The organism is Faecalitalea cylindroides (genome assembly GCF_028321995.1).
Classification (GTDB): domain Bacteria; phylum Bacillota_I; class Bacilli_A; order Erysipelotrichales; family Erysipelotrichaceae; genus Faecalitalea; species Faecalitalea cylindroides.
The window spans coordinates 116477-139588 of the sequence record NZ_JAQLXG010000001.1 but is presented as its reverse complement, the minus strand read 5'-3'; the positions used below and the strand labels follow the sequence as shown (position 1 = coordinate 139588).

22 protein-coding genes are annotated in these 23112 nt (G+C 35.9%); 5 read left to right on the top strand and 17 right to left on the bottom strand.

The window, feature by feature from the left end:
• Positions 1–41: 41 nt before the first annotated feature.
• Positions 42–1679, bottom strand: coding sequence for a putative manganese-dependent inorganic diphosphatase (locus tag PND65_RS00820; protein WP_271989970.1), 1638 nt, complete (start codon positions 1677–1679; stop codon positions 42–44).
• 264 nt (positions 1680–1943) lie between these two features.
• Here PND65_RS00820 and nrdD point away from each other — a divergent pair, with 264 nt between their 5' ends.
• The 3 genes from nrdD to nrdG all read left to right on the top strand — a co-directional run bounded on the left by nrdD (position 1944) and on the right by nrdG (position 5426).
• Positions 1944–4118 (top strand): anaerobic ribonucleoside-triphosphate reductase, encoded by a 2175-nt coding sequence (nrdD, locus tag PND65_RS00815; protein WP_035402498.1) that lies wholly within the window; start codon positions 1944–1946, stop codon positions 4116–4118.
• Between the two features lie 116 nt (positions 4119–4234).
• On the top strand, positions 4235–4834 hold the full coding sequence (locus PND65_RS00810; RefSeq protein ID WP_271989972.1) for a helix-turn-helix transcriptional regulator: 600 nt from the start codon (positions 4235–4237) through the stop codon (positions 4832–4834).
• A 70-nt stretch (positions 4835–4904) separates the two neighbouring features.
• Positions 4905–5426, top strand: a complete 522-nt coding sequence (gene nrdG / locus PND65_RS00805; protein WP_271990110.1) for an anaerobic ribonucleoside-triphosphate reductase activating protein — start codon at positions 4905–4907, stop codon at positions 5424–5426.
• A 48-nt stretch (positions 5427–5474) separates the two neighbouring features.
• Here nrdG and PND65_RS00800 read toward each other — a convergent pair whose 3' ends face one another.
• From PND65_RS00800 to PND65_RS00730, 15 genes are all read right to left on the bottom strand, one after another.
• Complete coding sequence (locus PND65_RS00800; RefSeq protein WP_271989975.1) at positions 5475–8009, bottom strand: heavy metal translocating P-type ATPase; 2535 nt, start codon at positions 8007–8009, stop codon at positions 5475–5477.
• Between the two features lie 10 nt (positions 8010–8019).
• A complete protein-coding gene (locus PND65_RS00795; protein ID WP_271989977.1) occupies positions 8020–8307 on the bottom strand; it encodes a metal-sensing transcriptional repressor in 288 nt (95 codons plus the stop codon).
• 86 nt (positions 8308–8393) lie between these two features.
• Positions 8394–9410, bottom strand: a complete 1017-nt coding sequence (locus PND65_RS00790; protein WP_271989981.1) for an alpha-hydroxy-acid oxidizing protein — start codon at positions 9408–9410, stop codon at positions 8394–8396.
• 62 nt (positions 9411–9472) lie between these two features.
• Complete coding sequence (locus PND65_RS00785) at positions 9473–10297, bottom strand: histidinol-phosphatase (protein WP_271989984.1); 825 nt, start codon at positions 10295–10297, stop codon at positions 9473–9475.
• Positions 10298–10344: 47 nt separating this feature from the next.
• A complete protein-coding gene (locus tag PND65_RS00780; RefSeq protein ID WP_195376233.1) occupies positions 10345–10797 on the bottom strand; it encodes a low molecular weight protein-tyrosine-phosphatase in 453 nt (150 codons plus the stop codon).
• Positions 10798–11599: 802 nt separating this feature from the next.
• Entirely contained in the window at positions 11600–12490 is an 891-nt protein-coding gene (locus tag PND65_RS00775) for a Fic family protein (protein WP_271989987.1), read from the bottom strand.
• 291 nt (positions 12491–12781) lie between these two features.
• On the bottom strand, positions 12782–13333 hold the full coding sequence (locus PND65_RS00770) for a carboxymuconolactone decarboxylase family protein (protein ID WP_271989990.1): 552 nt from the start codon (positions 13331–13333) through the stop codon (positions 12782–12784).
• Positions 13233–13517 (bottom strand): PNPOx family protein, encoded by a 285-nt coding sequence (locus PND65_RS00765; protein ID WP_271989992.1) that lies wholly within the window; start codon positions 13515–13517, stop codon positions 13233–13235. The genes PND65_RS00770 and PND65_RS00765 overlap by 101 nt, the downstream gene beginning before the upstream one ends.
• Before the next feature lie 201 nt (positions 13518–13718).
• The gene (locus tag PND65_RS00760; protein WP_022356291.1) at positions 13719–14669 is read right to left on the bottom strand and encodes an L-lactate dehydrogenase; all 951 of its coding nucleotides are present in this window, start codon (positions 14667–14669) and stop codon (positions 13719–13721) included.
• A 217-nt stretch (positions 14670–14886) separates the two neighbouring features.
• Positions 14887–15150: a hypothetical protein gene (locus tag PND65_RS00755; protein WP_271989995.1), complete on the bottom strand. Its 264-nt coding sequence runs from the start codon at positions 15148–15150 to the stop codon at positions 14887–14889.
• Between the two features lie 61 nt (positions 15151–15211).
• Entirely contained in the window at positions 15212–16231 is a 1020-nt protein-coding gene (locus tag PND65_RS00750) for an ABC transporter ATP-binding protein (protein ID WP_022356286.1), read from the bottom strand.
• A complete protein-coding gene (locus tag PND65_RS00745) occupies positions 16231–17031 on the bottom strand; it encodes an ABC transporter permease (protein WP_015535434.1) in 801 nt (266 codons plus the stop codon). Before PND65_RS00745 ends, PND65_RS00750 begins: the two co-directional genes overlap by 1 nt.
• Positions 17028–17882, bottom strand: coding sequence for an ABC transporter permease (locus PND65_RS00740; RefSeq protein ID WP_022356285.1), 855 nt, complete (start codon positions 17880–17882; stop codon positions 17028–17030). Before PND65_RS00740 ends, PND65_RS00745 begins: the two co-directional genes overlap by 4 nt.
• Complete coding sequence (locus PND65_RS00735; RefSeq protein WP_271989997.1) at positions 17875–18693, bottom strand: alkaline phosphatase family protein; 819 nt, start codon at positions 18691–18693, stop codon at positions 17875–17877. The genes PND65_RS00740 and PND65_RS00735 overlap by 8 nt, the downstream gene beginning before the upstream one ends.
• On the bottom strand, positions 18683–19783 hold the full coding sequence (locus PND65_RS00730) for an ABC transporter substrate-binding protein (protein ID WP_195376241.1): 1101 nt from the start codon (positions 19781–19783) through the stop codon (positions 18683–18685). The genes PND65_RS00735 and PND65_RS00730 overlap by 11 nt, the downstream gene beginning before the upstream one ends.
• Before the next feature lie 192 nt (positions 19784–19975).
• Between PND65_RS00730 and PND65_RS00725 the strand changes: the two genes are divergently transcribed.
• Both PND65_RS00725 and tgt read left to right on the top strand, forming a co-directional pair.
• Complete coding sequence (locus PND65_RS00725) at positions 19976–20617, top strand: queuosine precursor transporter (RefSeq protein WP_022356282.1); 642 nt, start codon at positions 19976–19978, stop codon at positions 20615–20617.
• The gene (gene tgt, locus PND65_RS00720) at positions 20607–21821 is read left to right on the top strand and encodes a tRNA guanosine(34) transglycosylase Tgt (protein ID WP_195190729.1); all 1215 of its coding nucleotides are present in this window, start codon (positions 20607–20609) and stop codon (positions 21819–21821) included. Before PND65_RS00725 ends, tgt begins: the two co-directional genes overlap by 11 nt.
• Positions 21822–21882: 61 nt before the next feature.
• Here the strand turns inward: tgt and PND65_RS00715 are convergent, their stop codons facing one another.
• Positions 21883–23112 carry a pyridoxal phosphate-dependent aminotransferase gene (locus PND65_RS00715; protein WP_271989999.1) on the bottom strand — a complete coding sequence of 410 codons (1230 nt, stop codon included), beginning with the start codon at positions 23110–23112 and terminating at the stop codon, positions 21883–21885.

Below are 23112 nucleotides of genomic sequence, written 5' to 3'. Positions count from 1 at the left end.
TCCATTTCTTTCTTTCATTATACCTTATCAAATATTTATTACTATGAAAATTTATTAAAAGTCTGTGTCAGATCCGGCACGATTTGTTTTTTTCTTGATAATAAATCTTTTACAAATACATTCTTCTTTCCAAATGTCTGCCATAATAAATTTTCTTTCGATCCAGCCCCATATAAGATTGAACCCTTTTTCTTGATACTGGTAAAAGCTACGATCACTAGATCGCCATTATATTTGATCGTCATTTCCTCTAAGATTTCCTGCACCTTTTCTTTAATAGACCGGACAGAACTTAAATCCAATATAAAGACTTGAGAGATCAATACTTTTGATCCCTTCATATCAAAAGTCTTCATATCCGCTTCAATACGCTGAATCAATTCTTCTTTAGAGATATTCTTAGGAAGATTCATCGTGATCGAAAACATTTTATAGGCTAGAGCATCTGCATCTTCATGCGATATCATCGCCAACTGTTGGGCAAGCTCTGTATCTTTTTTTGTCGTTGTCGGAGATTGAAAATTTAATCCATCAGAAATAATAGCCCCTAAAAGTAAGCCCGCCAAATTCTCTGGAATTTCAATATGACGCTCAAAAAACATCGATGTAATGATCGAAGCTGTACTTCCTATGATCTCATTGCGAAACGCTATTGGCGAAAGCGTAGAAAAATTATGGATCCTATGATGATCGATCACTTCTAATAAGTTGGCTTTTTCAATCCCGTTTACCGATTGAGAGAATTCATTATGATCGACCATAATAATATTCTTATTTTGCGCATTCATGATATGGTATCTGGAAACATAACCAATCAAACAATCTTTTTTATCTAAAACAGGATATGTATTAAACGTCGTATCTCGCATCTTGATCATTACATCTTCAACAAACTCATCTTCTTTAAAATATGTGATCTTCTTTTGCATGATCAATTTAACCGGGATCGAGAAATACAAGTAACGTGAAGTATTCATACTTCCAATACCCGAAATAATGATCGAACAGTTATGTTCTCTAGCTGCCTTTAAGACATCTTCTTCGATATGATCTGTCCAGACCGCAATCAAAATACCCGCGCCTTTTTCAATACTTTCTTTTTGTCCCTGTGGATCATCTCCAATAATAACGATACGATCCTGTATTTCATAGCGTTCCAGTTTTGTCTTGCAAAGCGCAATAATACTGACTTTACCATTCACATGGTGTTCATCTGCCTTATATATGATCTTTCCTTCAATTGTCTTTGCCATCAACTCAATCGGTGTCTCTTTTAATAAATCAATACCTAAAGCTGTATCTCCCATACCTAAAAGTGCTAAATCACTTCTTGTGACAACCCCTAATAACTTTTGATCTTGATCTAAAACGCCCAAAATACGCGCCTGATTCTGGTTCATGATTTCTTTGGCCTCAAAAATTGTTGTATCCGGCAAGATATGATCCGCCTGTTTTAATTCAATTTCAGATAAACGAACTCTTGCATCTTCTATTAATATAGGTTCTTCATACCCAAAGCGATCAAGAAGATAGGCTGTTTCTTCATTTATATCCCCTAAACGTCCCGCAACAGCTTTTTTCCCACATTGATTTAATAAATATGCATAAGCTATTGCACTGACAATGGAATCTGAATCTGGTTTTTTGTGTCCAATTACATAAATTTCATCATTTTTCATGCTATTACCTCAGATTGATTATAACAGTATTGTGATTTATACCGCAACATTTCTACAAGCTTTCAACCATAGTTTTTGTACATTTTAACAAACTAAAATTCTTTTTTTACAACCTCCCTTTATATAAAGGGAATGCACTTTTTTAGAGAAAATACAAGGTTGTTTTTTAAAATTTTCGATGTATACTCTAAGTACACAGTCAAAATAGTTGAACCGTCAACTATTTTGTGTTTAAGTAGTAGTACAAAGATAAGGAGATTTAGTATGAACGTTATTAAAAGAAGCGGTGAAGAAGTCGCTTTTGATATTTCTAAGATCGAAAATGCCATCCGCAAAGCAAACAAAGCTACCTCTCATTCCCAAATGAGCGAAGCCACGATTTTAAAAATATCAAAACGCGTTTCCGACAAAGTTGAATCATTAAAGCGAAGCACAAGCGTAGAAGAAATCCAGGATATGGTCGAAACAGAAATCATGCGAGAAAATTATTTCGCAGTAGCGCATAATTACATCACATATCGTTATGAAAGAGCACTTGTCCGCAAAGCCAATTCAACAGACAAGCAGATCTTAAGCTTGTTGGAAAGAAACAATGAAGAAGTAAAACAGGAAAACTCAAATAAGAACCCATTAGTTAACAGCGTACAGCGTGACTACATGGCCGGCGAAGTTTCAAAAGACATAACAAAACGATTCCTGTTACCTCAAGAAGTAATTGAAGCTCACGAACAAGGAATCATTCACTTCCATGATTCAGACTATTTTGCCCAGCACATGCATAATTGCTGTCTGGTTAACTTAGAAGACATGTTACAAAATGGTACGGTCATTTCTGAAACGATGATTGAAAAACCACATAGTTTCTCTACAGCATGTAATATCGCCACACAGATCATTGCTCAGGTCGCAAGTTCTCAATACGGCGGACAAAGCATCACCCTTTCTCACCTTGCCCCATTTGTACAGGTAAGTCGCGAAAAGGCAAGACGTGAAGTTAAAGAAGAATTGATTGCTTCTAATCTTGATTCAAGTGAAGAGACAGTAAACAAAATTGCTGAAATGCGTGTACGCAAAGAAATCGAAAAAGGTGTACAGGTCATTCAGTATCAAGTCATTACTTTGATGACAACAAACGGACAAGCTCCATTTGTAACTGTATTCATGTATCTAAACGAAGTACCAGAAGGACAGACACGCGATGACTTGGCATTGATCATTGAAGAAATGTTAAAACAGCGCATCAAAGGTGTTAAAAACGAAAAAGGCGTTTTCATTACACCAGCCTTCCCTAAATTGATCTATGTATTGGAAGAAAACAATATCCGCGAAGGAAGTCAATATTGGCACCTTACAAAACTTGCAGCTCAATGCACCGCAAAACGTATGGTCCCTGACTACATCTCTGAAAAGAAGATGTTGGAACTTAAAGTAGATAAAAATGGAAACGGAAACTGCTACCCTTGCATGGGATGCCGTTCTTTCCTTACTCCATACGTTGATGAAAACGGCAAACCTAAATATTATGGACGCTTCAACCAAGGTGTAGTTACGATCAACTTAGTTGACGTAGCATGTTCTTCAAAAGGTGATGAAGAAGCCTTCTGGAAGATCATGGACGAAAGATTAGCTCTATGTAAAGAAGCCTTGATGTGCCGTCATAAACGTTTGTTAGGAACACCAAGCGATGTAGCACCAATCCTTTGGCAAAATGGTGCCTTAGCTCGTCTTGAAAAAGGTGAACCAATCGACAAATTACTATTCAATGGATATTCTACAATTTCATTAGGATACGCCGGATTATGCGAATGTGTATACTACATGACAGGCGGACCACACACAGAAGAACCAGGAACATCTTTTGGCTTAAAAGTAATGCAGTATCTAAACGATGCATGTGCTAAATGGAAAGCCGAAGAAAATATCGATTTCAGTATCTATGGAACACCAATGGAATCTACAACATACAAATTCTCTAAATGTTTGCAGGAGCGCTTTGGTATCATTCCTCATGTAACGGATAAAAACTATATCACAAACAGTTATCACGTTCATGTTACGGAAGAAATCAACGCTTTCGATAAATTAACATTTGAAGCACAGTTCCAGAAACTTTCTCCAGGTGGAGCCATCTCTTATGTAGAAGTTCCAAACATGGAAAACAACATCGACGCCGTATTGGCAATCATGCAGCACATCTATGAAAACATCATGTATGCTGAATTGAACACAAAGAGCGATTATTGCCAGGTATGTGGCTACAGCGGTGAAATCCAGATCGTAGAAGATGAAAACCATAAATTGATCTGGGAATGTCCAAACTGTGGAAACCACGATCAGGAAAAGATGAATGTCGCAAGACGTACATGCGGTTATATCGGAACTCAGTTCTGGAACCAGGGACGTACACAAGAAATCAAAGAACGCGTAATGCATCTATAACCCCCTAGAAGACCTTTGATCCCCGAAATCAAAGGTCTTTTTCTATGCAAAGATTCTTTGCATGACAAAAGAATCAAACCTGTATTATGATGTAGTAAAGAAAGGAGGTCATCTTTATGTCAACCAATCTAGCAAACAATTTAAAGTATCTTAGAACATTACATAACTATTCCCAAGATGAATTAGCCAAACAACTTTATGTCAGCCATCAAACCATATCCAATCATGAAACCGGAAAATCCCAACCAGATCTCGATACAATCCATGCCTACGCCAAATTCTACGATGTAAACTTTCAAGATTTGATCCACATAGATCTTTCTAAACACAACCATCGAACAAAAGTTATTTTCGATGAAGTCATCTTTGATAAAAGAGATAAAACAATGATCATCTTAAATGGAACCAAAGGAACTTATGACTATCGCCAAATCAAAAAATGTGAGATCCTAAACGAGGCTGCTCACTACAAAGGAAAAGAAGAGCCTTTTAAACACATTATCGTAGCTGGTGTTGAATGGATGACACAAGCCAATATTCTGGAAAGATCTTTCTATGTCGGTCTAAAAATCACCATGAAAGACAATTCAGTATTAGGAATCTATACCTGCAACCAACCAACCCGTGTTCAAACCGACATTCACATCAAAGGATATAACAAAGCCAAACAAATCAAAGCTTTTATCGATAAGATCGTGCGCAAATATAAAGAATAATGATATTGAATTTGGTATAATGAAACCAAGGAGGAAATCACAAATCATACATGTGATATCAATAACGGTTATGTATTATGGAAATATAAAAAAATACGATATTGCCGATGGCGAAGGCGTTCGTGTAACCTTGTTTGTATCTGGATGCACCAACCATTGTTTAAACTGTTTTCAACCGGAAACATGGGACTTTAACTATGGAAAACCATATACAAAAGAAACAGAAGATGAAATCATCGAAGCTTTAAAAGCTCCCTATATCAGCGGCTTAACACTTCTAGGGGGCGAACCATTCGAACCCGAGAATCAAAGAGAATTGGTCCACCTATTAAAAAGAGCACGTGAAGAACTTCCAAACAAAACTATTTGGAGCTACACAGGATTTGTCTTAGACCAGGATCTTTTGGATGGCGGCAGAAAGCATTGTGAAGTAACAGATGAAATGTTATCGTATTTAGACGTTTTGGTGGATGGTCCATTTATTGAAGCCAAAAAGAATATCTCTCTAGCTTTTCGCGGAAGCGAAAACCAAAGAGTTATCGATATGAAAAAATCATTAAAAGAACAAGAAGTCATTCTTTATCTTGAATAACAAAAAAAATTCGATTTCGCTATAATTGCGTCATCGAATTTTTTATTATTAATGAATTTCCAAAGGTGTATATCCTTCTTCTTTTACCACATTGAATAAAACTTCATCAGCGATTTTTTGACTCATCTCAATTTCAGCTGATTTAGAATCAAGATCTACATTGGCACTGATTACACCATCCACACCTTCCAAAGCATTTTTAACGTGTCTTACACAATTTTGACACATCATTCCATCCACGATCATAGTTTTCTTCATAGTTTTTACTTCCTCCTTTTCTATGATAGTTTCTTCATCTTTTACATTAATTACACTAGGCTTAAAGAAACGTAAACGCAATGCGTTTGTCACAACACAAACTGAACTTAAAGACATGGCAGCTGAACCAATCATCGGCGATAACAACCACCCAAATAATGGATAGAAGACACCAGCTGCAACAGGGATTCCTAAAAAGTTATAGAAGAAAGCCCAGAATAGATTCATCTTGATATTACGAATGATAGCTGTACTAAGATCTATTGCGGTATTCACATCCAATAATGAATTTTTCATCAAGACGATATCTGCCGAATCAATCGCAATATCGGTTCCCTGTCCAATGGCAACACCAATATCTGCACGCATCAAGGCTGGTGCATCATTGATACCATCTCCAACCATCATAACTTTACGCTGTTCACTTTGTAATCTTCGAATGACACTTTCTTTATCCGCCGGCAATACATCCGAGATCACTTCATCGATATACAACCCTTGGGCAACCGCTTTAGCTGTTCTTTGATTATCTCCGGTCAACATAACAACATGAAAACCTTTTTGTTTGAATTCTTGAATAGCTGCCTTGCTGGTATTACGAATCGTATCGGCAACCGCAATAATTCCAATCGCTTCTGTTTCATCCGTAAAGATCAAAGGTGTCTTTCCTTCATCTGCCAGTTTTTCTATATCTTTTTCATTAAAGGAAATGCCATTTTCTTTGATAAAGATAGAATTCCCTGCAAAATATGTTTGCCCATCTATCTTTGCCTTGACTCCTTTTCCTCCAACAGCTTCAAATTCTTCAACACTCTTTAAAGAAAGTTGTTTTTGTTTTGCCTTGCTTAAGATAGCCAAAGCCAAAGGATGCTCACTTCCCTGTTCAATCGATGCTGCTAAAGCAAGAAAAGCATCATCTGACATATCTTTATATTTGACAATATTTTGAATCGATGGTTTTCCTGAAGTGATCGTACCTGTTTTATCTAAAACGATCGTATCTACACTATGTAATGTTTCTAGACTTTGAGCTGATTTAATCAAGATACCCTGGCTGGCTGCTTTACCAGTTCCTACCATAATAGCTACCGGTGTAGCCAAGCCTAAAGCACAAGGACAGGAAATAACTAGCACACTGATCGCATTAGAGAGAGCAAATTCAAAACTTTGTCCTAATGCCAACCAGACGATTGCAGTTACAATGGCAATCCCAATAACGATCGGCACAAAGATTCCACTTACCTTATCAGCCAATCTGGCAATTGGAGCCTTAGAATTTCCAGCCTCATCCACAAGACGAATGATCTGTGCCAGGGTCGTATCATCACCAACTTTTAATGCCTCAAATTTAAATGAACCATTTTGATTTAAGGTTGCGGAAATAACCATATCCCCCGGTTGTTTTTCAACTGGAATGCTTTCACCAGTAATAGTGGATTGATCTACATACCCAGTTCCTGAAATGATCTTTCCATCAACGGGAATCTTTTGGCCTGGTTTGATGACTACGATATCCCCCTGCATCACTTCTGATGCCGATACCAAGATCTCTTTTCCATCGCGAATGACCGTAGCACTTTTTGGTGCCAGATCAACCAACTTGCTTAAGGCATCCGTTGTTTTTGATTTGGATCTAGATTCTAAATATTTCCCAACACTGACCAATGTTACGATCATAGCTGCTGATTCAAAATATAAGGCATGCATCGCATGATGTACCATTTCCATATTTCCATAGCCAAAACCATATGCCATCCTATATACAGAATATAAACCATATACATATGAAGCTAAAGAACCAATCGCAACCAATGAATCCATATTTGGCGCTCTTTTTATCAACGCTTTAAATCCATGCACAAAGAAATGATTCTGGATAAACAAGATAATTGTTGCTAGTAAAAGCTGGGTGATGCTGGAAATCATCGCATTTTCTTCGCCTTCCAAAATTGGGATCCCCATCATGGGCCCCATCGCAATCAACATCAAAGGTACCAGCAGGATCAAAGAATAAACCAATCTTTGTTTGGCGTGTTTTTGTTCGTCCTGTACTCGCTTTTGACGATCATCCCACTCCTTTTTAAAACCTTCACTTTCTTTTTTCTTGCCCTTTGCGCTTGCACTATATCCAATATTTTCTACCGCTAAACTAATCTTGTCTTCATCCACCTTGTCTTCATCATATTCAACTTTCATAGAATTCGACAATAAGGATACATCGACATTTTTAACACCATCTAATTTTAATACACATTTTTCAACGTTAGCCTGACATGCTGCACATGTCATACCTCCAACATCAAACTGCTGCTCCTTCAAAAGCACCACCTTCTTTCTATTTCAATTTTTTAATTAATTCCATGACCTCCATCATTACTTCTGGATCATCGGCTTTGGCTTTATCTCGCACACAAGTTTCAAGATGATCTTTTAATACGATATATCCAACTGACTGCAGTGCACTCTCTACAGCCGAAATCTGTACCAGCACATCTCCACAATAGCGATTGTCATCTAACATTTTTTCTATCCCGTTTAATTGACCAATGATACGATGAATACGACTTTTTAAATTTCTTAATTCCTTTTCATCTCTTGGTTGATCTTTAAATCTACATTCCATATACCCATACCTCCTATACACATCTGCATTATATACCCCTTAACTGTATATAACAAGTAAAAAGACCGAAGAAATTTCTTCAGTCTTTATTTACAGATCATATCTCTTGAAATATCACTCAAACTCTTGGCGCCACACATCTCCATGGCATCTTTTAATTCTAAACCAAGCTTATCTACTAGAGTCTGGATTCCTTCTTTGGCTCCTCCATATACCGCATTGACAAATGGACGGGCAATAATGACTCCATCAGCTCCTAATGCAAGAGCCTTAAACACATCTGTTCCACTGCGAATACCACCATCAACCAAGATCTTCATATCCTGCCCAACGGCTTTTACGATATCTTCTAAGACATCTGCTGTAGCCGGACAGCTATCCAGTACTCGTCCACCATGATTGGAAACAACAATAGCACTGGCTCCTGCTTCTTTAGCCTTTAAAGCCCCTTTTACGGTCATGATTCCTTTTACAATGAACGGCACTGGTGTTTGATCAATAATTTCTTTGAGTTCTTCAACGCTCTTTCTTCCAGCTGGTGGAATAGAACCCTTTAAAAATGGTAAACCAGCTGCATCGATATCCATCGCAATCGCAAATGTCCCTGAGTCGATAGCCAGCTTTAATTTTTCCATATATACTTCTTTATTCCAAGGCTTGATTGTTGGAATTCCCATCCCTTCATTTTTCTTGATCGCAACCGTTATATCCTGCATGATCTTTGGATCTTTTCCATCCCCGCAAAACGCGACGATACCTGCTTCTTTGCAGCCTTCAACTAGAACATTATTATACTTTTCATCATCATAAAGATCTCCATAATGCAACTGCACAGCTCCAACCGGACCAGCAAAGAATGGATATTTAAATGTCTTCCCAAAGATTTCTAAACTTGTATCTGCTTCAACATTATCTACGATCGTATCCATATTTAAATAAATCTTCTGCCATGCATCGTAGTTGCGGATTGCTGTTTCACCAACACCTTTAGCTCCTGGACCAGGAATTTGGTTTCTACATGCCTTTCCATTACAAATAGGACAGCTTTTACAATATGGTCCCATGACTTCTCTTGATTTTTGTAACACCGTTTCATATGTCATAAAAAAAAGCTCCTCCAAACATATCTATTATATAGTTTGGAGAAGATTACTTCCACTATAATTTAATATCCAAATTCATCAAGATCCTTCTCGACAAATTTCTTTCCATCAAATGCCATCATAGATTGAAATCCACACTCTTTGATCAATTCGAGAGATTCTTTATAGTTACAATCTAGTTTAAATCGATTGTGACAATCGCTGTTTAACAATATCTTTCCACCCTTTTGATGAATGTATTCCAACAATGTTTTATGTGGATAGGGACTCTTGCGATAACCACGGGCAATTGCCCCTGTATTCACTTCAAATATCTTATTGGCCTTGATCAACTCATCAATACATTCTTTGGCTAGTGCTAAATAGTCCAAGTTATCAAATCGAATAAAAGATTCATCTTCATTGAATTTGGTCAATAAATCGACGTGTCCTACGATATCCACTTCATCCATAGCAGCAATCTTTTTTACTTCTTCATAATAGACCTTAGCATATGTTAAAAAATCCCCACAAAATTCAACGATTTTCTCTGTTGTATTTTTATCCATATCTACTGCCAGATATTGATCTGCTACATTCACAAAATGAACACTTCCAATAATATAATCAAAAGGATCGTTCTTTTCAAAACGTTTTCCCAAGACATCTTGTTCTATTCCTAGATAAACAGAAATCTGATCTTTATACTTTTCTTTTGCCTGTTGTACGTCTAGGATGTATTTTTCCATTTCATCAAATGGCATGGAATATGTATCAATGCTGCAATAACCATGACCTGAAAATCCAAGCACATCAAAATTTCTGGAAATTGCCTCCTGAACCATTTCTTCGATCGTATCTTTTCCATCACAATACAGCGAATGAGTATGAAGATTTTGTTTGAACATAGAACCACCTCGTTGGTATTATCGCATGTTATGCTTAAATTTGCCTGTTAATTTTTATTAACTTTTAAGATTCTGTCAAGCCAGATAACACAACCGGTATAAATATCTTGATATGCCGTCTCAAAATCATCTGTGTACCAAGGATCTGCCACATCTTTTCCATCCAGCAACTTATGAATTTTCTGTTTTGGATCTTCACGAATGATATATTGAATATTTCGCATATTGTTTCGATCCATACAAAAGATATGATCCCATTCATCATATTCATTAGCTCTAATTTGTCTAGCTCTATGTCTTGCATATGGAATCTTTTTCTCACTTAACTTTCGCTTTGCACATGGATACATGTCATTTCCAATTTCTTCTGTACTTGTTGCGGCCGATTCAATCAAAAACTCATTTTCCAATCCTTTATCTTGAACCAGCTTTCTCATAATAAACATAGCCATTGGACTTCGACAAATATTGCCGTGACAGACAAATAATATTTTAATCATACACGAAAACTCTCCTAAAATATCGTATTCTGCTTCAATTTGTCACAGTTTACCAACTATAAATTTTACTCTAAGATTGTTAAAAATATCACAGATTGCGCAAAATGCAGCAAAACAGAGCAAGCTGAGGCAATCAAACGTAGTAAGAATTGAAATTTTTTACTACTGTGCTTATTTTATCATAGTTTTCTAGATTTAGAGAGTAAGAAATCATAGTAGTCATCCATTGTCGATGTCAAACTTAACATTAATCCTTGTTCCCTCAAATCAGCGAATACTCCCTTGCTTTTTATAAGTATTTGCTTGTATCACATTGCATAACAGTTTCTTAGGCCTACTCATGCCAACATAGGCAAGTTTGCGACAATAACAAAATAGATTTGAGCTCCCAATTTTACCTATACCACAATATAGAAGAATTTGATTTAGGGCTAATACTCCTTGCCTGACGTTAACATCTTGCTCTTATTTAATAATTATATTTATCGTGTTTTCAAGACTTTTGATTCAATTTATTCACATAGATGTATAATTTTTATTAGAAGTTAACGAATCAAACATCACCACAAGTATTTCCTGCAGTGCTATCTAACTTCCCCATTTGGCATGCAATTTCTTTGCATAATAATAGAAGTATCCATAATCAATTGAAAAAACTCCTTCATTCAAAGGGCAGTTTCGCCATTTGAAATAGTATCTGTTACTCCTTGAGCTTCATTTCCTGCCTGTTCCAAGAATCATTATTATTTCATATATTTCATTCTGCAAATCATCTGCACACAGAAATACATCTTGCCTCTACTTAATACGCAATCCTAAAATAGTTCAAATACGTTTTATACTTATCCTGTGCTGTCAAGCAGGTATCTGTTAGATACCCTTTTTCATTATCCCATTCTTTTAACCCACGGTAATAAAACAGTTTCAGATTATCCTCGATAATGAATGGAACTATATTGCGTTTCAAGCATTCCTTAAACATGATCAATCTACCTACGCGACCATTTCCATCCTGAAAAGGATGAATTCGTTCAAATTTTACATGAAAATCCAAGATGTCTTCAAGTGTCTTTTCTTTGATTACGTTATATTCTTTCAATAACATTTTCATCTTATCGGCAACTTCTTCAGGCAAAGCAGTATCCATGCCACCCACTTCATTAGGTATTTTCTTATACTCTCCCACTGCAACCCTCTCTTTTCTAGAATCGCTGGTTCCATTTTTCAAAGTCAGATGAAGTTCCTTAATAAACTTTTCACTTAAAATATCATCTGCATGATCTATGACCAGATCAATACAATGAAAATGATTTACGGTTTCAATTACATCATCTACATTAAGAACTTCATTCTCTACACCGACAGTATTGGTTTCAAAAATATATCTAGTCTGATTACGAGTCAAACGACTCCCTTCCATATGATTGGAGTTATACGTTAAATCAATTTGTGTCCTGTGGTAAATACCACCGGAATATTTTCCTTCTTTTTGGTCCCGTAAAATATCCAACAAAGTAAGCGTATGTCCTTTCTTTTTGTTGGAACGTTCTGGTTTTTCAGCATTCTCAGGAATATTCCAAGTCTTTCCTGTAAGAAAAGCCCCCTGCACACGCCCATGAGCACAATAATTTCTTACACTGCGTTCAGATATATTCCATTTTTTTGCTATTTCTATTACCGAAAGATATCTCATATTTCCTCCATTCAACCATAAAGTTCAATCATTACCCTTTTTGTAAAATATCTTACAAGCCTTTTTATCGTTATAGTTGAATATTTAACATACAAAGGCAACAATGAATTCACATCATTTTCTAGGTTCACATAATCTTTATTGATTCATTCCACTATATCAAGTATATCATGCATCGGCAATATTTTAACATAAAATAGATTTAAATTTTCACAATTTTTGCCGATAAAGGAAGCTTTATTCATTAGATTTCATCAAAAAAAGCCGCTTGATCATTTAAGCGACTATATCTTATTTTGATAATTGATCTGCTACTTCATCAATGATATTCATTGCGTTTAAAGTTCGAGGATATCCAATATAAGGCATACACTGTTCTACAATGCTATAAAGCTTTGACTTATCATTTCCTGCCATGATATTTCCAGCTGTATGACCTCGAAGCTGATTTTCACATCCACCTTGGGCAAGAATAAAACAGAATGTGATCATTTCTCGTTCCCTATCATTTAAACCATTTCGAGTATAATAATCTCCAAAACAATTATCTGCTAACCATCGATTGACATTGCTTCTTAATTCTGGTGCATCTGTCTGTTGTTTTCTCATACCTGGGCCAAACAAGGAAACTTGTTTTTCCAATCCATCATGAAATCTTGTCTTCTCTGTCACAGTTTTTTGTGAAGGCAATGGCAATGTAACCCCAAATTCTTCCATCACTTTATTTGTCGCAACTAGAAAATCATGAACACGTCCAATACCTAGATAAGCTGTTGCCTGATAAACAGTTTCTTTGATCGAAACAGGATCTACCCCACTCTTTAAAGCAGCATGCAGCCACATGCTCTACATCTGCCATACTTACAGTAAATGCTTTATTAGTCATGATATTATCCGTAGTTTGATGATCACCTAAAGAGATAATGATTTGATCCATTCCAACAATACCACCCCAGGCTGCGTTCATCACATTCGCTTTTCCATGTTCATCATAACTTGCGATAATCATAACAGGTTGTGGAAACAAATAAGGTTTTGCTCCTAAGTTTTTTCATATAGAATTCCTCCTATTTCACAAATCAGACAATCAATGAGAATATTTAAAATTCTCACTTTTATATCGACCTAGTTAATCAAATTATAGAAATAGATCAATTTAGTGTACAATACCAATTTTGCAAACTAGTATAACTAAAATGCATACTAAAAAAGTCGAGATATACTCGACTTATTTCAATTCCTCATAAAATGAGCTTAAGATTTTAGCGGATTGAATCAATTCTTCCTTTTCTTCCGGCAACAAACGAATTTCTACTGTTTCTTTAGCTCCACTACTATTTAAGATCGTAGGAACAGATAGATAGACTTGATCAATACCATATAAGCCTTCCACTAAAACGCTGACTGGTAAGATACGGTTTTCATTAAACAAGATTGATTTAACAATAGCTGTTGTTGAAGCGGCAATACCATAACAAGTATTCCCTTTTCTACTAAAGATTTCCCAACCAGCTGCTTTAGTTTGTTCTAATAATGTTTCTTTCGTTTCATTCTTTGTACGATCTGCATTATCGCTCATAACATCCGTTAAACTTTTTCCACCAATTGTCGAAGAAGACCAGGCAACCATTTCACTATCACCATGCTCTCCTAAAATAAATGTGTGAACACTTTTTGAATCTAGATCATACATCGATGCCAGGCTGCAGCATAATCTTGCGGTATCCAAAGCCGTTCCACTTCCTATAACCTGTTTTGCAGGAAGACCCGAAAACTTCCATACAAGATATGTCATGATATCAACTGGGTTTGAAACAACAATAAAGATTCCTGAAAAACCACTATCCATAACAGAAGAAACAATGCTCTTCATGATCTGAATGCTTGGTTTTAACATTTCCAAACGATTGTTTGAATCCTTTGGCATTGGTGCACTTGCGGTAATGATTACGATGTCTGCATCTTTACATTCTTCATAATCTCCTGCATGAATCGTAATGTTTCGATTCATAAAATGAATCGCATGTTGCATATCCAATGCTTCTCCATATGCTTTTTCTTTATTTACATCAATCAAAACAATTTCTTCGCATAAGCCTTGATTGATAATGCTGTATGCAGTTGTAGAACCAACATTTCCAGCTCCTACAATGACAACTTTTGAATTTTTAAATTTCATGTTCTCCTCTTTCTAAGAATGTCATTCATCCTGAACACTGATCTTATTCTATCATCCTTCATACTATATAGCCAGCTAAGCGCCTGATTAGCGATCTATCGGTGATTATTATTTCAGGTTCCTGTATTGTTTGTGCAAAAACTATATTTCCACCTGAAGAAAAAGCCGCATTTACTGCGGCCATATTTTACTGTAGTATTTCAAACATTAAATATAGTTATTTTCGTTTAAATAAAGAAATGGAATTTATTACAATAGAAATAAACGTACATACCCATAAGATTTTCGACATTGTAGGCACAATATCCATTAATGCTGAAAAATCTTCCTGAGCCACAAAATTTGCGGCATTCTGATAAAAAGCACATACCGTTAAAGCCGTGAAAGCTAAACTAATATATCCTAACCAGCCATGTTGATTTCTTATTACAATATTTAATATCATAAAAACAATAGCAACTAATCCTAATATGATCCACATAAAAATATCACCCATAAAACATGATACATGATAAAAAGAAAAAAGGCCATTAAATGACCTGTCAATCTCTGATAGATAAAATGTTATGAGGCTCAATGCCTACATATACTTTTTGCCCTTCTTCAAACAAGGCAAAACTTCTGAACAATACCTCGGAAGTAAAGAAAACATCTCCACAACGTAATGTATAACGCAATACATTTCCTCGAGAGATAAAGTTTTCAACTACAGCCTCAAAAGTATACATTCCATTATCCATAATTGGTTCTCCTTGAATTTGAACCGTTTCTGGACGGATTGCATAGAAACCATCATCAAACTTTTCCAAAGGTAACAAAATATTTAATTTTGACTTATCTAAAATATTGTAATGTCCAATAAATTCAGCCGCAAATTTAGAAACTGGATGTGTATACAAATCAACTGGTTTTCCACTTTGTTCAATAATGCCTTGATTCATCAAATGAATTCGATCGGACATGATCATCGCCTCATCTTGATCGTGAGTTACAAAGATTGTTGTAATTTTTAACTTCTTTTGAACATTCTTGATCTTTTCCTGAAGTTCACGTCTTAACTTTGCATCAATCGCACTTAATGGTTCATCTAGCAAAAGCACTTTAGGTTCCATTACTATAGCACGAGCAATAGCAACACGCTGCTGCTGACCACCAGATAACTGTGAAGGATAACTTTTTTCCTTACCTACAAGATCAACCATTTCAATAGCTTTTTTAACTTTTTCTGAAATTGTCAATTTATCCATTTTTGCTATCTTAAGACCAAAGGCAATATTCTCTTCTACATTCATATTCTGAAATAAAGAATATTGCTGGAAAACCATGCCAATACCACGTTTTTGTACTGGTAAGTTGGTAATATCTTCACCATCTAAGATGATCTTTCCTGAACTAATTTGTTCAAGTCCAGCTAATGAACGTAGAAGCGTTGATTTTCCACAACCACTTGGTCCCAACAAAGTAACCAATTCACCTTTTTCTACATCAAGATCAATATTCTTTAAAACTTGATTGACTCCATCATAGCTTTTACAAATTCCTCTAAATTCAATATATGCCATTATGACTTCCTCCCTTTTGTCGCCTGTTTATTCTGAATTGCCAATGTTAAAGTTGAAATAATCAAAGTCGTAATAAACAAGATTACGATGATTGCACTGGATGTCTGTCCAGATTTAGACATTGTTTGATACAAGTAAATTCCAGCTGTTCTGAATGAACTTCCGGCAATCATATTTACAACGACAAAATCTGCAAACAGCATCGTAAAAGCTAACATCATCGTTGATATGATACCTCTTTTCATCTGAGGAATAACAATTGTAAAAAATGCATGTAGTTTCGAGCAGCCCAGTACTTGAGCCGCTTCAATCACACATCGAACATTTAAAGCTCCGATAGTATTTTTTAGCCCTCTAAATATATAAGGCAAAATAATAATGCAATATGCTCCTACTAAAAGAAATACACGATTTGATAAAAACCCGGGTTTTCCTGAATAAAGAGAGATTACGCCCGCAGCTAAAATTACACCTTGAATTGCATATGGAATATTGCATAATATTTCAATATACTTTTCTAATTTTGGAATATATAGTGTTATGACATACAGCACTAATAGAATAGAAATAGTACAAATTACAACAGGAACAAACGATATTACGATTGATCTCAACAGTGAATTAATGAAAGCTCCATCAGAAAAGATTCCTGCATAAAAGCTAAGCGTAAATCCTGTTGGAAGAATATCCATCCACTCGGTAAATACAGAATAGAAAAAAGTTAATGCCAAAGGAAGAATCAAAAATGCAGCAATCAAGAATAATATGATCCCGTCCCAAATATGTGTTTTTACTTTCATGCCATGCCTCCTCCAGCTCGTTTCTGTAATTTATTAGTAATCAAAATTGAAAGTACCATCAATGCCATCATAACTAAAGATAAGGCACATCCAAATTCCTGATTCTGGACAACTTCACCAACATATTGTTGTGAAATTCGAATTGGTAACAAAGCAATATTATTGCTTAAAAGAGCATAAGCTGTACCATATGCCGCTAAGGAATTGGCAAATAAAACAGAGAATGTACCTAAGATACTAGGCAATAATGATGGAATAGCAACTTTAAACCAATAATGGAAACTATTCCCTCCTAAAAGACCAACTGCCTCTCTCCATTCTTTTTTTAATCCGCCAAAAATTGGTAACATTAATAAAGTTGCCAACGGGATTTGGAAATAAATATATGTCAACAACAACCCATTGATCGTATACAAATCAAAATCTGCCAAAAAACTGATTCCATAGTTTTTCCCAATCAAGGTCAAGATACCTACATTTCCTAACAAGATCATAAATGCAAATGCCAAAGGTACCCCAGCAAAATTACTTGTAATATTTAATACACTGGTAAAAATATTACGAACTTTAGCACTAGCTGCATTAGCAGCTTTAGCGCCTAAAAATGCAATAATAATACCTGCTAAAGCAGAAAAAATGGAAATCCATAAAGAGTTAAAAATAGATTGCTGATATAGTCTTGTCGTAAAGATCTTTACAAAATGCTCTAAAGTAAAACCATTTCCTCCTGTTTTTGAAAAACTTTCAATCACAATATTGGCAAGTGGTAATATTTCGAATAAAAACGCAATTAAAAAGAAAGGAAGTAAACCTATCAAATACATTTTATTTCCCTTTAAAGACTTATTCATTAAAAGCGACCTCCAATCCTTTCATCCGTTTTGTTGGTTTTAATCCTAACAATTTGCACAATAATGGTGCCATCTGTAAAGTTGTTAATTCTTTTTCATGATATCCGCAGACGACATCATTACTGATAATATAAAGTGCAGTTCTTCTTTGTTCATCACTGTTTCCGCCATGATATCCATTCTGGCTCATACCATGGTCTGCACCTACTACTACGTTATATCCAGCTTCGATCCATTTTGGGATATAGGTTGAAAGCTGTTTATCATTATCCATTACTGTCTTGGCATATTCTTTAGAACCCGAACCAAATTTATGTCCTGCATCGTCAATGCTCATTGGATGGATGAATACAAAATCATAGTTTTCTTTTTCCATAAAGCTGGAAGAAAGTGAATAAAGATGATTATCTGGGAAAACATCTTCATAGTAAAAAAAGCCTTGGTCTATGCAGGAACTTGAATCGTTGTGATATACATCTTTCGCTTTATCAAAAGGAGCCGATATATACAATTCACTGATCCAATAATATGCTAAAGTAAGACTTTTTTTATGGGCTTCATGAAGCATTTTGAACAAATGCTGTTGGTTCGATAAACGACAAATACCATTGTTCACGATACCGTGTTCATATGCTTCCAAGCCGGTAAAGATTGTTTCATACATAGGGCGGGAAGCACTAGGAAGTTCTCCCAGCACTTCATATTTTGCCGCTCTTTGTTTTTCACATAGATGTTCTAAATATCCTAAATGTTCTTTTGCGTATTCACTTTGTAACCCATCCAACAAAACAAACACTGTTTTATTGTGCATAAGCTACTACTTCTTCCTGCCAAGATGTTGCAAGATCAGCTACAGCAGCATCCCAAGCTTCTTGATCTTCAATAAAACGGGCATTTGTATACTGTTCATCTGGTAATAACTGTGCCTGTACTTCTTCTGGTAAAACAACATCATCACGAATTGGTCGAGCAAATCCTTTGGCAAGATTGATCTGTCCTTCATCAGACAAAATATATTCTCTTGACGCAGCAGCTGCATATGGACGTTTTGTATAAGCGTTGATAATCGTGCAATATCCACTCTGGATTGCTCCATCCGTTGGTACTGATACTTCAAAGTTTGCATCTGGGTTGTTTGCTTGAATCTGAGAACGATAACCCAAAGAGTTATAATCCCATAACACTGCTACTTCAATTTCACCTTTTTCAAGACGAGCCACACTTGTATCACCCATGTCTAAACGACCTTCTTCAGCCAATGTTTTAAAGAAATCTAGCCCTGGCTGGATATCGCTTTCGCTTCCGCCAAATGCGATTGCAGCACTTAATAGGGCACTTTGAGCCTGTGTTGCTACAGAAACATCACCAATTGTTACTGTATAGTCACCATCAAGAATATCCTGCCAACTTGTAGGTGCTGTATCTACAAGATCTGTATTTGTAATAAAGGTAATCGTTCCGTAGTAACCAATGATCCAATCACCATCATCATCCTTAGCCCAATCTGGAATTGAATCCCAATAAGATGTTTTATATGGAAGTGTAACACCTTGTTTTTCCGCTACTGGTCCAAATGACTGACCAACATCTCCAATATCTTTTGTTGCGTCGTTTGCTTCATTAGCAAACAATGCTAATTCCTCAGCACTCGACATATCTGTATCTGTATGAGTGATACCATAAGTTTCTTCGATTTCTGTCCAAGTTTCTCCCCAGTTTGCCCATGTATCTGGCATACCAACTGAGTTTACTTCTCCATCTTCTGAAGCTTTTTGAGCTATTTCTTCAAATGTCATAGAATTAAGATCGACTGTATTTGCTGCGCTTTCTTCTGCACATCCTGTAAGACATCCACATGCTACCAAAGCACAAAGACCAGCCTTCAATAGTTTACTTTTCATCCTTGATTTCTCCTCCTAAGCACACTTAAAAATATAGAGCCTGCATGTTAAAAAACCATTACTCAAAAGTTAAATCAACGTTAATTGTCAAAACAAAAATCAAATATAATTTACATATTCATTCAAATGAAAAATCAAGTTTAAAAGATTGAAAAATTCTATATCTTTTTATAAGTATGCTATAATAGCGTCATGCTAAATTTTAAACAAAAACTATTGATTTATTTCACCGCCTTATCCGCTGGTGCTCTATTGATATCCAATCTTTGCGCAGTTAAACTGTGGAATTTTTTTGATATCGCTGTTGATGGCGGCGTCATCTTATTTCCATTCACTTACATATTAGGTGACTTAACAATCGAATTTTATGGTCAAAAAATTTCTAAAAACATCATTTTTTCAAGTTTTCTGATCAATATCATAGCTATCCTTATATTTTATATCGTCATTGCCTTACCACCCTATCCAGGTTGGAGCCTACAGAACTCTTTTCAAAACGTATTAGGGTTCACGCCAAGGATCATTCTTGGCTCTTTGATAGCCTTTGTCTTATCCAATCTGCTTAATAATTATATTTTTACTCAACTTAAACAAAGAAAAGGCATCTTTGAAAGAGTATTCATAGCCCGTGCTTTAGGTTCCAGCGCCTTTGCCCATTTAATTGACTCTTTTATTTTTGAGACCATTGCCTTTTTAGGTGTATTATCATTCAATGAATTCTTGATACAAGCTGGATTTGCATATATATTAGGATTAGTATTAGAAATCGTTTTATCACCAATTGAAATGATCATTCAAAAACACTTGGAAGGAAAGATAACACATGAATCATAACTATCAAAACAACAATACATTTAGTTTCGAAATCACAAAACGCATTCCTGGACAACTCGGAAGAGCTGGCATCATTCATACACCACATGGTGATATCAAGACACCTGCTTTTATGTGTGTAGGAACCTATGGAGAAGTTCGTTTCATGTCCATGGAAGATCTTCATGCCATCAATGCTCAAGCCATGTTATCTAATGGATATCATTTAAGAAATATATCTCCTGAAATCGCTCAAAAAGGGGGTTTAGCAGCCTGGTCGGGATGGAATGGACCCACACTAACTGATTCGGGAGGATTCCAAGTCATGTCATTGGGCTCTGGTATGGGCAAGGTTGTCAGCATGGACCGTGAAAAAGAAGTTACCAATACCGATCCAAAAGAAAGACTCGCTCATGTCAGTGAAGATGGTGTTGAATTCTTTGATCCCTTCACCAATCAAAAAGATTTCATTGGTCCAGAAGAATCCATGCAGATCCAATGTCGTATTGGAGCTGATATCCATATGGCCTATGATGAATTAACTTCTTTAGCAGATAGTTATGAATACAATGTTGAGGCCTTGGCAAGAACGGAAAGATGGGCCCTTCGTAGTCTTGAAGAACACAAAAAACGCCATATGGATCTAGGCTATTATCAAGCGCTTTATGGCGTTATCCAAGGTGGAAGATGGGAAGATCTACGACGTTCTACCTGTAAAAAATTCGCTAAGATGGATTTTGATGGATACGGATTAGGTGGAGCCTTCTTAAAGGAAAGTCTTGGAGAAATCTTAAAATGGTGTAATGAAGAATTACCTGAACATAAACCAAGACACTTATTAGGCTTATCTAGGCCGGATGATATCTTGATCGGTGCCCAAAATGGAGCTGATACATTTGACTGTGTTGCCCCATCCAGAGAAGCAAGACATGGAAGAATTTATACTCGTCACGGTAACATTAGTATCAAAAAATTCACTGACAGCGAGGAGCCATTAGATATTGGATGTGATTGTCCAACCTGCCAAGCTGGATGGACAAAGAAAAGACTTCGCGAGCTTTTAAAATCCGAAAACAAAGAAGACAAATATCTATACTTTAATCTGGCTACTGCACACAACCTTCGATTTATTATTCGTTTAACTGAAGAGATTCATCAAGCTATCTTAGAAGAACGATTTGAAGAATACAAGAATAAATTCTTAAAAGATTTTTATGGCAATTAAAAAAGTTCAGAGGCATCCTAAGATGTTTCTGAACTCCTTTTTTATTAAGAAAATAAAGCTATTAGTTTAAGGAATCTAAGATATCTTTCATCTTTTTCGCCAGACCTTTAATTTTGTCTAGTGAAAGAGAACATACCGCAACACGAATTCCTTTGTTTACTTTTACCGTATAAATATGATTTGCCATCAAAGCTTCATGGTATTTATCACGAGTTTCATTATCCATTGACAATGTGACAAAGAATCCTTCTTTATATGGATAGTGTTTTAAACCAACTTCATTGGCTTCTTTGACAAAGATATCGCTTCTTTCTTTTAATAGATTTACATAATAATTTCTTTCCTTATTATATTCATCCAAATGATTTTCTAATACATCAACAAACATAGCCATAGCCCCATTGTTAATATTTGACCAGGTTGCTCTAGCTTCCTTTTCAAATACGATCTTGATCTCCTGCACGATTTCTTCTTGTTGTGCCATGATGATGGCCGCTCCACAGCGTAGACCATAACTTGTCATAGACTTAGACAAACTAAACGCAACGATGACAGCCATATTATCGCTAATTCCATCAAATACAGAATAATACTCTTTCGCCTTTGCCTGTCCATACGAAAAATCGATATACGCAATATCATTTAACAACACAACTTTATGCGTTTTTGAACACTCATTTAAGAAATCAACAACTTCTTTCCATTCTTCCTTTGTCAAAGAATAACCAGTTGGATTATGGCAAGGATCATTGATGATCATGACAAGTTTATCCTGTACTTCCATGACCTTCTTACAAGTTTCTTTAAAAGACGTTAAGTTAAAATGATCTCCTTCAAATAAAGAGTAGTTTTCTACCTTTAAATTATGCATTTGTGCCATCAAAGCATAAGAACCCCAGGCAATTTCTGGCAAGATAATTGTCTGTCCTTCTTCTAAACACTCATTGACAACCATGCCAACTGCACCGGTTCCTCCCGGAGTCGCAATAACTTCATGATATAGTTTTGAATTTCCATCCAAGACCCAGTCATAAACAGCTTTTTGAAAATCGGGATTTCCCGTAAAGCTTGTCGCATATTTGGCAAGCACTCGATTATCCTGCTTTTTTAAAGATTCAAAAACAGTATCTAAGGCAACTAGCGTTCCATCTTCACTATAAAGAGAACCTATTGTCGCATCGACAACATTTTCTGCACCCACTTCTTCTTTAGCTTTTTTAGCCTTGTCTACGATCACAAATACAGTATCTACGATTGGTGTCTTATTTACACTTTCCTTTGTAAAACTCAT